This is a genomic window from Aerococcus christensenii (assembly GCF_001543105.1).
In the GTDB taxonomy this organism is placed as follows: Bacteria; Bacillota; Bacilli; order Lactobacillales; family Aerococcaceae; genus Aerococcus; species Aerococcus christensenii.
Map to the genome: position 1 here is coordinate 1,542,772 of NZ_CP014159.1, position 13,969 is coordinate 1,556,740.

At 34.7% G+C, this 13,969-nt stretch carries 17 protein-coding genes, 3 pseudogenes and 1 riboswitch; of the genes and pseudogenes, 3 read left to right on the forward strand and 17 right to left on the reverse strand.

Annotation, left to right across the window (positions count from 1 at the left end; all coding sequences use genetic code 11):
- Window positions 1–13: 13 nt before the first annotated feature.
- From mobL (AWM71_RS08740) to AWM71_RS08510, 5 genes and pseudogenes are all read right to left on the reverse strand, one after another.
- Window positions 14–247 carry a relaxase MobL gene (gene mobL / locus AWM71_RS08740; protein WP_060777329.1) on the reverse strand — a complete coding sequence of 78 codons (234 nt, stop codon included), beginning with the start codon at window positions 245–247 and terminating at the stop codon, window positions 14–16.
- Window positions 234–644, reverse strand: a complete 411-nt coding sequence (mobL, locus tag AWM71_RS07375) for a relaxase MobL (protein ID WP_060777330.1) — start codon at window positions 642–644, stop codon at window positions 234–236. The genes mobL (AWM71_RS08740) and mobL (AWM71_RS07375) overlap by 14 nt, the downstream gene beginning before the upstream one ends.
- 32 nt (window positions 645–676) lie before the next feature.
- Window positions 677–1,009: pseudogene (locus AWM71_RS07380) on the reverse strand (stalk domain-containing protein); the annotation flags it as partial.
- Window positions 1,010–1,987, reverse strand: coding sequence for a C-terminal binding protein (locus AWM71_RS07385; protein ID WP_060777332.1), 978 nt, complete (start codon window positions 1,985–1,987; stop codon window positions 1,010–1,012).
- Between the two features lie 9 nt (window positions 1,988–1,996).
- The gene (locus AWM71_RS08510) at window positions 1,997–3,337 is read right to left on the reverse strand and encodes a YjiH family protein (RefSeq protein ID WP_060777333.1); all 1,341 of its coding nucleotides are present in this window, start codon (window positions 3,335–3,337) and stop codon (window positions 1,997–1,999) included.
- Window positions 3,338–3,488: 151 nt separating this feature from the next.
- Between AWM71_RS08510 and AWM71_RS08745 the strand changes: the two genes are divergently transcribed.
- Window positions 3,489–3,764, forward strand: coding sequence for a helix-turn-helix domain-containing protein (locus AWM71_RS08745; protein WP_060777334.1), 276 nt, complete (start codon window positions 3,489–3,491; stop codon window positions 3,762–3,764).
- On the opposite strand, the gene AWM71_RS07400 is transcribed toward AWM71_RS08745, so the two are convergent.
- The 12 genes and pseudogenes from AWM71_RS07400 to AWM71_RS07450 form a co-directional block, all read right to left on the reverse strand.
- Window positions 3,761–4,021 carry a hypothetical protein gene (locus AWM71_RS07400; RefSeq protein WP_060777335.1) on the reverse strand — a complete coding sequence of 87 codons (261 nt, stop codon included), beginning with the start codon at window positions 4,019–4,021 and terminating at the stop codon, window positions 3,761–3,763. The genes AWM71_RS08745 and AWM71_RS07400 overlap by 4 nt on opposite strands.
- Window positions 4,008–4,451 carry an MFS transporter gene (locus AWM71_RS07405; RefSeq protein ID WP_060777336.1) on the reverse strand — a complete coding sequence of 148 codons (444 nt, stop codon included), beginning with the start codon at window positions 4,449–4,451 and terminating at the stop codon, window positions 4,008–4,010. The genes AWM71_RS07400 and AWM71_RS07405 overlap by 14 nt, the downstream gene beginning before the upstream one ends.
- 219 nt (window positions 4,452–4,670) lie before the next feature.
- A pseudogene (locus tag AWM71_RS07410) lies at window positions 4,671–5,279 on the reverse strand (DnaA ATPase domain-containing protein); the annotation flags it as partial.
- Window positions 5,276–6,026: pseudogene (locus tag AWM71_RS07810) on the reverse strand (replication initiator protein A). The pseudogenes AWM71_RS07410 and AWM71_RS07810, both read right to left, overlap by 4 nt.
- A gap of 279 nt (window positions 6,027–6,305) precedes the next feature.
- The gene (locus AWM71_RS07420; RefSeq protein WP_060777338.1) at window positions 6,306–6,587 is read right to left on the reverse strand and encodes a CD1845 family protein; all 282 of its coding nucleotides are present in this window, start codon (window positions 6,585–6,587) and stop codon (window positions 6,306–6,308) included.
- Between the two features lie 66 nt (window positions 6,588–6,653).
- Window positions 6,654–6,818: a hypothetical protein gene (locus tag AWM71_RS08195; RefSeq protein ID WP_236701125.1), complete on the reverse strand. Its 165-nt coding sequence runs from the start codon at window positions 6,816–6,818 to the stop codon at window positions 6,654–6,656.
- A 352-nt stretch (window positions 6,819–7,170) separates the two neighbouring features.
- The gene (locus AWM71_RS07425) at window positions 7,171–7,938 is read right to left on the reverse strand and encodes an SDR family oxidoreductase (protein ID WP_060777339.1); all 768 of its coding nucleotides are present in this window, start codon (window positions 7,936–7,938) and stop codon (window positions 7,171–7,173) included.
- Window positions 7,939–7,955: 17 nt separating this feature from the next.
- Window positions 7,956–8,945 (reverse strand): ABC transporter substrate-binding protein, encoded by a 990-nt coding sequence (locus tag AWM71_RS07430; protein WP_158320040.1) that lies wholly within the window; start codon window positions 8,943–8,945, stop codon window positions 7,956–7,958.
- Window positions 8,929–9,699, reverse strand: a complete 771-nt coding sequence (locus tag AWM71_RS07435; protein ID WP_060777341.1) for an ABC transporter permease — start codon at window positions 9,697–9,699, stop codon at window positions 8,929–8,931. Before AWM71_RS07435 ends, AWM71_RS07430 begins: the two co-directional genes overlap by 17 nt.
- Window position 9,700: 1 nt before the next feature.
- The gene (locus AWM71_RS07440; RefSeq protein WP_060777342.1) at window positions 9,701–10,438 is read right to left on the reverse strand and encodes an ATP-binding cassette domain-containing protein; all 738 of its coding nucleotides are present in this window, start codon (window positions 10,436–10,438) and stop codon (window positions 9,701–9,703) included.
- Window positions 10,439–10,449: 11 nt separating this feature from the next.
- On the reverse strand, window positions 10,450–11,868 hold the full coding sequence (locus AWM71_RS07445) for an acyl-CoA reductase (RefSeq protein ID WP_060777343.1): 1,419 nt from the start codon (window positions 11,866–11,868) through the stop codon (window positions 10,450–10,452).
- Window positions 11,861–12,898 (reverse strand): LuxE/PaaK family acyltransferase, encoded by a 1,038-nt coding sequence (locus tag AWM71_RS07450; RefSeq protein ID WP_060777344.1) that lies wholly within the window; start codon window positions 12,896–12,898, stop codon window positions 11,861–11,863. Before AWM71_RS07450 ends, AWM71_RS07445 begins: the two co-directional genes overlap by 8 nt.
- Window positions 12,899–12,957: 59 nt before the next feature.
- A riboswitch (TPP riboswitch) is annotated at window positions 12,958–13,044 on the reverse strand.
- Between the two features lie 242 nt (window positions 13,045–13,286).
- On the opposite strand from AWM71_RS07450, the gene AWM71_RS07455 reads away from it, so the two are divergent.
- Window positions 13,287–13,610 (forward strand): type II toxin-antitoxin system Phd/YefM family antitoxin, encoded by a 324-nt coding sequence (locus tag AWM71_RS07455; RefSeq protein ID WP_060777345.1) that lies wholly within the window; start codon window positions 13,287–13,289, stop codon window positions 13,608–13,610.
- The gene (locus AWM71_RS07460) at window positions 13,607–13,969 is read left to right on the forward strand and encodes a type II toxin-antitoxin system RelE family toxin (protein WP_236701126.1); all 363 of its coding nucleotides are present in this window, start codon (window positions 13,607–13,609) and stop codon (window positions 13,967–13,969) included. The genes AWM71_RS07455 and AWM71_RS07460 overlap by 4 nt, the downstream gene beginning before the upstream one ends.

Below are 13,969 nucleotides of genomic sequence, written 5' to 3' on the forward strand. Positions count from 1 at the left end.
CCAAATCTCGTTTTCATTTTATTGATCGTTTAGAAGGAGTTTGTTCAACCGTAGCTAAGTGAATATGAATATTATCTGTATTGCGATGAATGCTTGCCATCCATCGCGCATCATGTAAATCATCTTCCTTAATCAAAACAGTCATCATTTTTCTTGCTGCCATTTGAAGGCGCTTCTCATCCAGCTCTTGTGTTTTGGAGTTGTAAAGACCATGCTTTTCTAAAAACTGATTGTCAAAGGAAACCACATCTTCCCATAAAATGGATCCCTTTTTTTGAGCATTTGTGAGAACTTTTGAGAAGATCAGCTGATCTTTTTTTGCTCATCTGTTCCTGCTTATCAGAAAAGACACCAGGTAAAATCTTTTCTCCTTTCTCATTTGTTTTATCCATTTCTTTAATCGCATAAGCACGCGTCATGTAATAAATGTATTTTCCGTAGTCTTTTAAGTCGTCAGGAGAATTTCCTTGAATAAGCCGATGGTAATCAATAATTTCTTGAGCTTCTTTACTTCGATTATCTAAACTGTCTTTGTCTTGAAACAATGCTTTTGAACGACTTATATAGTGTGCATAATCACCAAAAGGCTTAGATGAATTAGGAGGAGAAAATTCCATAGTTAAAATAATTCCTGGTTTACCCATAAATTGATTTCCTCCTTATTAATTGGCAAGAAATTTGAGAAAATAGCTTCACGAGTAGAGTTGTCATACTCAACATTAAGACCTAGAGTATAAGCAATATATCTTACTGGAATCATAGTTCTTCCTTGGTCTACATAAGTTTTTACATCCATATAGAGTGTTGTCTTACCATCTTTATTGATAATGTTATAAAAGTTTTTGTCTACTTGGAAAACTGCAAATTCTTTTTTATCTTTAACTTGTTTTTTGCCTTGTTGTTCCTCTTGCTCTTTCATCTTGTTAAGATCAAATTGATTTAGGATATTCTTGTCATCAGCTTTTAAAAGTTCATCTAATTTCTTAGATAGGTCTTGGTTTAGATTTTTTTAGTTTATATGCTTTAAATTTACCAACTCGGCTTTTGTGTAATCGCCCTTGAAATATTTGTAGATATTATTTATAGTATCTGCCGCCCCTTGCTTGAAGGCATCTTGTGAATAGAAAGCTATGTGCGGGGTTATAAATACCTTCTCTAGATTGATAAGTTTATTATTGTAAACATCTGGCTGTTCGGTGGAAAGTACATCTAAGATTGCATAAGAAAGTTTCCCTTCCTTTAGAGCCTCATAGAGGTCATCTTCATTTACCACTCCTCCTCTTGAAGAATTGATAAACACCGCTTCTTCTTTTACAAGAGAGAAAAGCTTTTTGTCTATAAGTTTTTCTGTACTTTCATTTAGAGGAAGATGGGAGGATATATAATCGCATTTTTCAAATATTTCTTCAAGGCTCGCTTTTTTTACACCAAGTTTTTCAAAGTCTTCATCAGAAACAAAAGGATCATAAGCTAAAACATCTGCTCCGAAGGCCGCTAATCTCTTTGTAACTAATCTTGGTATGCTTCCAAAGCCAATGAGTCCAACCTTTTGCTTGGCTAATCTTCTCATACTTGGAAATAACTCATAGTCCCATTTTTTGTCAATTTTTACAGAATTATTGAAATCATTCAATCTCCTATTGTGCATAAGGATGGATCCCAAGACCCAATCAGCTACTTCTTGTGTACAATACTGGCTACAGTGGCCCACTGGAAGTTTGATTTCGTTAGCAAAGTCTAGGTCAATTGAGTTAAATCCTATAGACCTGTACATAACCATCTTTAGATTTGGTAAGGATTCTAAAACCTTCTTTGTTAAGGGTTCATAAACAGCTATGATTACATCAGCATCTTTTGCATTTTCAATAACTTCTTCTTCTGTTGTGGATGGTCTTACCAAAACTTCAGCACAAAATCCCAATTCTTTTATAGTTTTTTCTTCGACTTCATTCATATTATCTTCGAATAATCTAACAATTTTTACCATATATACCTCCTAAGCTATTAATTTTACGAACAAAACGACAAATGGTAGAGCTATAAATGTTCTTTCCAAAAAGATAATAATTACATCAATAAATCTTGGAACCGTTTTTGTAGATGTAAGTAAGGTTGCTGTTTCTGATAGGTAGATTATAGATATAATACTCATCATCGCAACTATTACTCTAGTTTGAACACTTTGGATTGATCCTCCTATAATAACTGGCAAGTAGTTATCTGCTATGCCTGACATTATAGCACTTGCAGCCACCTTAGATTCCTCAACTCCCATAAGAGATAAAATCCACTCTATTGGTAAAGATACATAGGAAATAACTGGTGTATGCGTTGCTAAAATAAGGGCAGCAGTCCCCCAGAAAACTATTATTGGTGTTAACCAAAATATATAGAAGGTCATATTATCAATCTTTGAGATGAAATTTTCACTTGTTACTTGGGATGCTCTGTTTGAAGCCTCCTCAGTTGCTCTTGCTATAACACTTCCTTGCTTAGCTGTATCGTTTTTAATGCTTGTTGCCTTATTACTTTCTGAATATACATCAGCATAAGAAGAAACTGGTTTTATTCTAACAGATATGAAGGCAACTATAATAGAGACTACAAATAAACCCAATAATATAGAACCAAAGTAATCCATAACTCCGAGTACTGAGGAAACAACAACTACCCAGCCTATACTACCAGTTGTAAATTGTGTAGATATGATTGCTGCTTCTCTAAGAGTGTAATATCCTTGGTCAAACAACTCGCTAGTTCCCATAATCGCTGCATTTCCAGGTCCTACCCAAGCGCTTATTATACTTGTCGCACAAATTTCTGAAACTTTAAAAAGCGGTTTTACTATCTTTCCAACAAACTGTCCCAAAAATTCCATAGCTCCAAATTCTAGGATAAAGGTTTGAAATAAAAGCATGGATGGAACAACAACAGAAAGTTGACTTGCTAATGATAACATAGAGCCACCAGTATCTTCTGAAATAATAAAGTCAGGTCCTACTGTAAAGTAAATCATAAGTGCTAAAATAGCTCCTATAATCCTATTTGCTACATAAAATGGTGATGTAACAAATAATTTTTTCATAAGCCTGTTATTCGCAAAGTAAGTCCTATTATTAAACAAGTTAAACAAGGAAATTAAGGCACTAACACAAATGCACAAAATTACCAGGGGTGTAAGAATGTTATTGAACTTACTTACAAATAATTTTACATAGTAAAATAGAACAGTATCTACTTTCCCATCAAAATTAAAAGGCACTAAAACAAAAAATACTCCAAATAAAGTTCCTAATATAAATTTAATTATATTACTTTTTTCAACGTTCTTAGTCATACAATCTCCTTTCAATCTCCTTTTTTATTTTCGGGCGCCGTCCCTTATTGTACATTATATATTATTGATATTTTTTTTACAATTAAAATCTTAACTTTATAACATATTTTTTTTATATATGTATTAAAAAATATATAGGAAGGAGGCTATAATGAGCCCAAAATCGGATACCATTCAGTCAATTATAAATGCTGGAAAAATTATGGATTTTATAAATGCCAAGGGACAGGCTGGGGTAAGAGAGATATCAAAAAAATTGGATATTCCAAAATCAACTGTTTTTAGAATACTAAAATCCTTGGAAGAAGTTGATTATTTGCTTTCAACAAGTGATAATGAATTTTTAGCTATTTCAATTAAATCTTCAAGTATAAGCGTTCCCAAACCTTTGTTTCTATACTCAGGATTTAGAACTATACCCAACTAACAAACATTTTGTTCTAAGTTCACATCATAAATCATACCCACTCCTATATTTACACCATTTAATGAAACAATAAATAAAGAATTGTTAGAGGTACTGAAAAATTCTATTGTCTTTAATATTGAACTCATTTCTATAATTCCCTTTTTATTTACTGCAATGCTATTTATTGTTGGTTCATTATATAAGCTAAACAGAAATTTAGCATGCATTTTTTTCGCTTCATCATAGGTAATTTTAAATTTATTATTTCTCAACATCAAACACCTCGTGAAAATTACTTACAGCAGGAAGTTTTCTAATATTTTTATTTAAAGCCCAGTAAATCGCAACTAAAAGGATAATTACACTTGCTATTAGTATTGCCCTTGGACTTGATAAATATTCTCCCAAGTATCCACCGAGTAAGGCTCCAAGTGGTGCCATAAGAGTCGAAATACCAACTATATCACCCATGGTAGAACCGATTTTTTCACTTGGCACAATCATCTGCACCATGGTTTGGGCATAAACATTAACTATTCCTACTACAAACCATCCAAGACCGTATAAGGCGACTGCAATTTTTATATTTGTAGCAAAATAGAAAACAGATATCCAAAATAAGGATACAACAAGCTTTCCATAAATATAAAATTTTCCTAATGAAACATTTTTTAGTTTTGGAAGACCTGCGAACAAAGATCCCAAAAGGACTCCTCCACCCATGCCTGCAAGATAAGACTGTAAAATATCTCATCTTTGGCAAAGGCAGGTAAGACTGCACTTATAGATGTTGCAGAAAAATTTATAAAGACTACTCCAAGGACAAGGGCAAAAATTCTAGAATCCTTAAATAGGTCTAGACCCTCTTTAAGACCCTTAAAGTGATTTTTAATAAGTGAACCTTGTTTTTTATTTTCTCTTTCATTTTAAGTATCTTGAGTTTATAATGTTATATACCTGTTCTCTTGCATAAGATGTACCCCTTTCAATTCCAAGGTCATTTAGGATTAACAAGGGAATATTAGAGAGGTTACTTATAATTTTGTTTGAATCTAGCTTAAATGTTGATTTTTGTATTTGGTTTATAACTTGAGATAAATTCATAATTTTAACTTTAACTTGCTTTCTTTCGATTAATTCATTTGCAATTGAACAAGCAAGATAGGTCTTTCCACTGCCAACATCTCCATAGAATAAAAGTCCTACATTGTCTTTTTTCATTTGTTCAAAGCTTTTAGCATAGTTGTAAGCAACCTTGTAAGCTTGACCTTTTTCATTTAAGAATTTCTCAAAAGTATATTGGTGTTGGATAGGTGATGAGAAGCAATCTCTTTTTAATGACGATATTTTCATCAGTCTTTCTCTTTCTTCATTTTCTTTATCTCTTTTTATTTCACATTCACATTTAATTCTGGGAATAAACTTTGTAAAGCCAAGGTCAACTAATTCTCCATCGACTCTTTTACCACATACCTTACAATAGATATGTCCAATATCATTTTCTCTTAATACAAAATCTTTTAAGCTTGTCATAAACTCTCTCCTATATCGTAATTCATTTTCCTTGTTGTATTATCATTAATGTTTTTTGCCTGATCATTAAGATACCCATTAATTATTGTTGCCTTGTGATCTTGATACACTCTGTTATTTGCTTTCATATATGACGACAACCTATCAATATATACACTAATCCTGCTTCCTAACTCATTTATCAAGTCCTTGTATTCTTCATCAGTCAAAAATATGTTTTTATATATTCCATAAGTTCTTTGCCCTTTACTAAAATCATTCTTTCTTAACTCATTATTACTAATATTGTTATAGTTACCTTCCGATTTTCGAAAATCTTGACTTTCGATAATCGAATCTCTTGAATTTCGATTATCGAACTTCTTGATTTTTTAATTTCATATTATTAAATATGCTCATAAAGTCTTTAACATAAATTCTGTTAGGCTTTCCAAGTCCTTGTCTTTTCTTTTCAATCAGTCCTATTCCTGATTTAATATCAAGCTCAGCTATTAATTTATTCGCTTTTTCACTCGCACAATTAAATTGATCTTTTATACTTTCAATTGTGTAGTAAATAAAGACTTTTCCATCTTCATCTATCCGGCCATTTTTATATGAAAGACCCATTCGATTAAGCATATATGAATACAAAACTTTAGCTTCAATAGAAATGCTCTCAAAAACTTCATCTTCCATTAATACCATAGGTAACCTAATGAAGTTATACATCTCAGATTGCCTATTATAAAAATAATCAAAATTCATTTCTGCCTCCTTTCTTTGAAATAAAAAAGACGACAGAATTATTACTTTCTATCGTCTTGTATCTTTGGTATTTAGTTTTATTCAGCCAGGCAAACTGAGGTTTATCGGTTTCTTTTTATCATCAATGGAGACCCGTATTCATCTATTCCATTGTCAGAGAAACCAAGCGATTCCCAAAATCTATGCGAATCCTCTTTTGCGTAGTTAAGGGCGTAATAAATTGCGCCGTCGTTTTTTGTGTATTCTCATTTCAACATCCTCCTCAAATTCAAAATTTATCTATACTACCCTTATCCTATCATTTATCACCTCAATAAAGGCTATGACTGTCGCTCCTATCATCGGCAGTCCGTAAGGACTAAATAAGAATCCGATAATAAGTCCCGATATTCCTGTTCCGACTTCACCCTGAATGAAAGAAGCTATTGCTCCGAATATGCAGAACAGCACAATGATATACAAAAGTGTCGTCCCTATGCCAAGTAGGAATTTCAGAAAAGCTGTCAGGACTCCTAAGACAAGACTAATCGGAAATAAGATAATTTTCAAAATCCATAGCATACACTACCTCGTTTTTCTCTTTGGCTTGTGTGCTGCTTAGAACCTTTATTTTGGTAGATAATGGCTCTAAGCAACACGCAAACTTTCAGTTTTTTCGGTTTTTGATTTTGGTAGAACTCTTGAACTCCTTATATTTACATAACTATTTGCCTCTATCACTATTATGACACGAAACCCGCAAGTAGCGTCAAGTAATCGGTCGTTATAGGTTATCTCTAATAAATCATACATAAATGAAGTGATATGCTCTGGAGTAAATACTTGACCACTTTCAGACTTTTTCTTATATCTATTATGTTAACTAAAAATTCTAAAAAAGTAACTCTAAATAAAAGAAATAAAATTAGCTAGCTATTAAAATATTTCACTTAAAAGGATCGCATCAACAAATAAATAAACTCACATCATTCTTTATTTTATTAGACAGTTAGTTATCCGTTCCATATAAGTTAATGAATTATCACAGACTATTTTAACAGCTAATCGATAAATTCAACTTCAGAAATAAATAAGGACAATCTTCAGTCTGAATAAATACTAAAGATCGTCCCATTTAATGTAACGCTTTTTACAAATAATTATTCTAATCTTGCATAACAAGACCGCCATCTACATAAAGAACTTGACCTGTCATCATTCTACTCCAATCAGAAGCTAAAAAGAGCGCTGGGCCTACAATATCTTCGACGTGAACGATTCTTTTGAGTGCAGTGGATGCTATCAGTTTTTCTTTTAACAATTCTTTGGTGACATAGGTACTATCTGTTGGATAAACAAGACCCGGAGCGATAGCATTCATGCGAATTCCCATGCTTCCCAAATCTTTAGCCATGCTCTTCGTATAGCCAACAATACTAGCCTTGGCAGCAATGTAATCAGTATAAGGGACGACTGGATCAGCCACTAAATTAGAAACCATATTGATAATGCTTCCTGAACTGTTGGCCATCATACTTGGTAGAACCGCTTGTGTAAGCAAACAAGTGGCTTTTAAACCGCCCTGAAGTTGATAAGCATAATCCTCCCAAGGGACTTGCCAAGCTTTTTTTCTTTTTTCGGCGTTAAATTGAAAAGGTGCAAAAACATTATTAATTAAAACATCTATGTGTCCAAAATTATCTAAAGCTTCATTCACGACCTTATTAACGCCTTCTTCTGTTGTGACATCTCCTTTAGCTAAGATCACTTCAGCACCTTCCGCTTGACAATAATCTGCCACTTCTTTTGCACATTTATCATTAGATCTATAGTTAATGACGATGCATGACTTTTCTTTAGCAAATCCCCTTGCAAGAGCTGCTCCAATGCCTCGACTAGAGCCACTGATTAGAATTACTTGATTAGCTAGCAAAACGTTCACTCCTCTGTTTAATCTTCTATAGATATAATAAATTTATTCATATCTAATTTATTCTTAATCAAACCTAATTGATAATAGGCATCTGCACCTTTTTGGATCAAATCTTTGTCCATTTCTCCAAGTTTGCCGTCATTTGATAAGCTTGATTTATTTCTCAAATCAATAATTTTTCTATCGAGGGTTTTATCTTGGCCATCAATCGCTTTATCTGCAGCGACTTCTACCGCTTCATCAGGATGATCCATCATCCATTGCGCACTTTTTTCATAAGCTTTCACAAAATTCTTATAGAGTTCTTTATTTTTTTCATAAGTTGAACGTTTCATAACAAAGAAGTCACTTGGAATATTTAAAGAATCTTTGACATTAAAGATTTTAGCATCGGTTAAGCCTGCATTTTTTGCTGAAGCAAGCGCAGTATCTGTTGCAGCGGTTGCATCGACATGACCTTGAAGCAAAGGTCCAAAATTAGAAATCCCTACTTCTAATAGTTCTACATCTTTTTCTGAAATTCCTGCTTGATGCAAGAGCACGAGTAAGTTTTGATAGGTACCACTTGCTCGACTATAGATCCCAATTTTTTTGCCCTTTAAATCTTTAGGAAATTGGATCTTTTCATCCTTGGTGATCACATTGAAGACATTTTGAGGATAAACGGTATAGAGGATAACCAAATCTTCACCCTGAGCTAAAGCGCTATATACAGCACCAGGATCGCTTAAGGCAACGTCCGCTTTATCAGCTAACATATTCTTTAGAGCATCTTGTCCACCTTTACCAGGAATTATTTTTAAGTCAATTCCCTTTTCCTTAAAAAAGCCCCTTTTCTCTTCAGCTAATAAATTCGTTTGCTCTACAATTAATTGGCTCCAATTCGCTAAAGTCACGTTTTTTTGAGCAACTTTAGCTTTTTGACAAGCTGATAAAGTTTCCAAACTCAACACAAACAAAACAAATAAACTTAACAGACTGAATAGTTTTTTATTTTTTATTTTCATGTTTTTGACTCCTTCTATACCATAGTTTATTTTCAATGGCATTAATTAAACCATACATAGCTAAACCAATAACCACTAAAATAACTAAAACCGCAAACATTAACGCCGTGTCCATCTTTCCTTCTGAGGCAATAATTAAAGCACCTAGGCCACGATGGGCACCGATAAACTCACCAACGATTGCCCCCACTAACGAATTAATAACAGCTACTCGCACCCCTTGCATAATCGTAGGTAGTCCGGATGGTAATTTTAAGTGCCACAAGGTCTGCAGACGAGTTGCCTTAATCACTTTAAAGAGTGACAATTGATCCTTACTTACTTGCTGAATGGCCGTAGCCGTAGCTTCCATCAAAGGGAAAAAACAAATCAGAGCAGTAATGACCACTTTCGCCAAGATACCATATCCAAACCACAACATAAACAAAGGGGCGATCGCAATTTTTGGAATAGCTTGCGAAATAATAATATATGAAGAAAAGACACGTTTAAGAAATTCGCTCTCCCCTATCATAATCCCAACAAATAAACCTAAAAAACCTCCTAACCCTAATCCTAAAACTACTTCCAACAAGGTCGTCAATATATGCGGATAAAAATAACCCAAACGAAACCCTTGGATTAACTTCTTGAAAACAACTACGGGAGTCGGCAAGACTAACGGAGAAAGTTGTTTTGCCATGAATTCCCAAAGAATTAAAAAAGCCATTCCCAACCCCAAACTAAAAAGATGTGCTTGCCACTTTTTTTTCATGTTAGTTCTCCATTTCTTGTCGAATTTTTTTGCAAAAATCATGATAAGTCGATGAATTTTGCCAATTGGACAAATCAACTTGTCGTTCAGGACCTTTTAAACAATTTGAAAAATGGTGATGATTTAAAATTCCCACTTGATCTGCTAGAAAAGCAGCTTCTGTAATATCATGCGTCACAAAAATCATTGACATTTTCTGCTTTTCTTTCAGCTTTAATAAGAGAATTTGAAGTTCTTCACGCGTCATATAATCTAAAGCAGAAAAAGGTTCATCTAATAACAGTAATTTGGGATTCATCATTAAAGCACGTGCAATACTGACTCTGCTTCTCTGCCCACCTGATAAAGTTTCAGGTAGACGATCTTCTAAATCATCAATTTGAAGCAACTTCAATAGATGCTTGGCCTTTTCTATTTCTGAGGGTTGAACCTTTCGATGAAGAGAAATAGGAAGTAATGCATTTTCTAATACGGTTTTCCAATTTAATAAATTAGGGGTTTGAAAAACAAAACCAATAGGCGAAACCGTTTCATCCGTTGGCCTATCTTGATAATGCATATTTCCTGAGGTTGGAGAAATTAAACCCGCTACAATTTGTAATAAAGTTGTTTTACCACATCCACTTTTTCCTAACCAACAATGCAGTTCATTAGGAGGAAGTTTCCAGTTCACATGGTCTAAAATCATTTTTTCCTGTTCTGGATAGTGATAAGAAATATCTTCTAATACTAATTCCACAAATCCACCTCCTAATCTTTATAGGAATTCCATCGCTCAGAATCCAACAAAACATTTTGATCAATATCAACGAGGCGAACTAACTCTTTTAATAGCGCATGTCCGTCTGAATTCCATCCGGGATGAACTTGCGTCATCGTTTGCAAACTGGTCAAACGACTCACTCCAAATTTTCCAAAGAAATTAGCCATCTGAAATAAGTCTTTTGTCGGCGCAGCAATTCCCACAGTTTGTAAAATAGAAGCTTTATTGTCTAATACACGTGCAATTGATTGCCAATTCTCTACAGCGATCACTTGAATCACCCGAGAAAGAGGAGAAGGCGTAAAGTCTAATTTTTCGCTATAAGTCACTAACCATGCAGAGGATTTTACAGGGAATATTTCTATGTCTCCTTGCCACTCTTTCTCTTCTTTCCATTGAGCACGTTCATAAGCTTCATCCAGAGATAATTTGCCAACAGGATATCTTGTTTGATAAGCCTTCAATTCTCCAGATAGCATCATGGCCCATTCTCTTGGGGAAATAAGTCCCCCCTTTTCTACAAAATAAATCTGAGGGGAATAGCAGCCTTGTTGATCATAATAGACAATAGATTTGGCAGCTTCATGCACTAATTGATCAGATTTTTGACTATCTAAAATGTCATGATGAATAAGGCCATAACTGAGTTTATTGCCGAAAGCAATAAAATGACTTGTTGGCGTGATTTTCTCTTGAATGGCAGACATTGTCCTTTCATTGCCATAAGCAATGACATAGTCTGCTGCTTTAATAAGCGCTTCCTCTCTCTCTTTGTCTCCTCCTTGCCAAGAAATAATGGCTATTTTATTCGCAAATTTCGGTTCAATCTGCACCAACAATTGACAAAAGAGCCCAATAAAACTCGGTTCACTCGAAGAAACTTTACCAATAAGCCGCCCTTTCACTAAGAGAGTGGCAACTAAACTCCACAAAGGAAGCGCTGGGACATTGCCAGCCCAAATATTCGCACATAAAGTTGGCCCAAAAGCTCTACTAAATCCTCCATGATAGCGAGGAACAAACTCTTCTAATATCATAGGCTGTTCAAAATCTTCCGCCAACCACCTTTGTAACTCATGCCGCCGGAAATTCATCAAAAAATGCGTCAATCCTAACCGAAGCATTTCTGAATCATATCCTGTTACTTGAGGCAGGAGTTCCTCTATTTTTTGCCTCAGAGGATAGGTTCGATCCAGCAAGCAAGCAACCGCTTGGTCAATCGCATGGATAGTTTCTTCTAGACTAATGGAAGTCGTTTCTGCCTTCATACGCTGGATTAATTCTTTTAATTGTTGACTGGTTGGAAAAGGAATTTCTATTTGAAGGTCCTCAAATTCGATATAACGGGATGGAATATCTAAATCGTTTGCTATTGGCGGGAGGTAACCGCAATATTCCCTACTCATGATGATCCTCTAACCATTCTTTTGCGGATAAAGAACATCCCTTAGCTCCCGCTCCTTTTTGACGTCCTATTAATTCAAACCCATCGCCACGATCAATTGCTAAATCTCCTGTTTGAATAGCTGGTACAGAATTAACATTGGCTAGATCCACATGAACTAAGATCCCCACTTGCCCCGATTGAACTTCTTCTCCATTTAAGGGATCGATCACCTTAAATCTTATCCAATGAGGGCCCTTCTTAATTTGCACTTTGCCTTTTTCGACATGCGTATAATATTCTGTAGACAATTCCGTCATGCCATACATATTGATAGGCGCCGTTTGAACTGGAAAAATCGTTAGTAATTTTTGATAGAAGTCTTCTAAAGAATACGCCTTGGAAAAATTCTTAAATCCGCCTGTATCAAACAATAAGCTGTCTGGATGAATAGGCAAACTTTCCCCTTCCTGCAATCCTTCAAATAAATGAACAAAACTATAGCTAGCTCCCAAAATAATAACGGGATGATCCTTGTGACGACCTAACCACTCTTTGAAGGCTTCTATCTCCAACCCCTTTTCCGTGATGAAGTGTTTGGAATCTTCTTGCCCATCCTTTCTTAAAATCTTTAGATAATGTGCTAAGGACGAGTTCGGCATCTCTTGTTCGTCTGGAAACAGAATAGCCATCGGTAATTTTTCACTGGTCACAAATTGTCTGAACCCTGTTTTCGCTGACAAATCATAAATTTCAACATCTTTGTGATAATGCTTCCCGCTAATTCCTGTCGTTGTTCCACTCGTCATAAAAATACGTGAGCAGTCTTCTTTAGGAGTTGCACTTAAAAAATTCGTCTTAAAGGCGTCTGTCGACACTGCTGGAATATCCTTCCAGGTTCTAACTTGCCGAACCCCAATGCCGCGTCTTTGACAAAATTTTTGGTAAGCTAAATTATGGTGATAGAGATAATCAAAAAGTTCTAGAGCAACTTCATCAAACTTTTCTTTTTTCTCAGGATGCTGAATAAAATCTTTTATAAGTGCTTTCATTTTTTCCTCCAAAAAAAATAAGACTAAATTCTTCTTGACATTCAAAATGAATTCGCCTTATCACTTTTTCTAGATTTCCCTCCGCAACTGGATTGATCAGGTTCCACGGGTATACTCTCAGCCATAAGGCACCCCGAATCTCAAGTAAGTAACTAAATTTTAGCATAAAATAAAAGTTTATACAATCCTAGAAAATGAAGAAAAGCTTATCACAAAAACAAGTAGAAAGACTTTCGGACGATTTTTTATCAGAAGTCGAAAAATCATTTCGTATTTTCTATGTAAAACGGGCATACTCTTTTTTTACTTTCTATTTCTCTTTAAATTTATCGCTATTTTTATCGTTATTTTTGCAGTCCTGTGCTATAATCATTGTGAGGTGAGATTTATGAATTTAGTCAAAGAAATTACTAATCAAACCATATCCATTACTGAATTTAACCGTGGATTTGCTGGACGAATTTTTAACGATGTTAAGGCTAATGGTGCAAAAGTCGTTTTAAAAAATAACACACCTGAATGTGTTCTTATTTCTCCAAATGATTATCTCAAACTCATGGATGAATTAGAAGATGTTAAGGACATTTTACTTGCCAATCAACGCTTAGGAGATCTAAAACAAGACAACATCATTTCTCAAAAAGACTTTGAACAAACTTTTTCTATTGATTTTGAAAATATTGACCCTCTAGATGAGAGTGAATTTGAATGAGTTACAAACTAGCTTTTATCAAAGAAGCCCTCAATGACTATCAAAAGCTTGACGGATCGCAAAGAATTCTCGTTGATAAAGCCTTAAAGCGAATTTTATTAAACCCATTACCACAACAAGAAGGTGGCTATGGCAAACCACTTGCTAATCGATTTCAAACCAAGCTCACCGGTCTCATGAAGGTCAAACTCAAACGTTCCGGGCTTAGAATCATCTATCGTCTTGAACGCCATGAATATCAGCTCTTAGTCATCATTATCGGCGCTAGGGCAGATTCACAAGTTTATAAAGAAGAATATCCCTACTACTCCTCACCCACTCCTCCTAACAAAAAGGGACAAGGAAAAGACATTCATTAG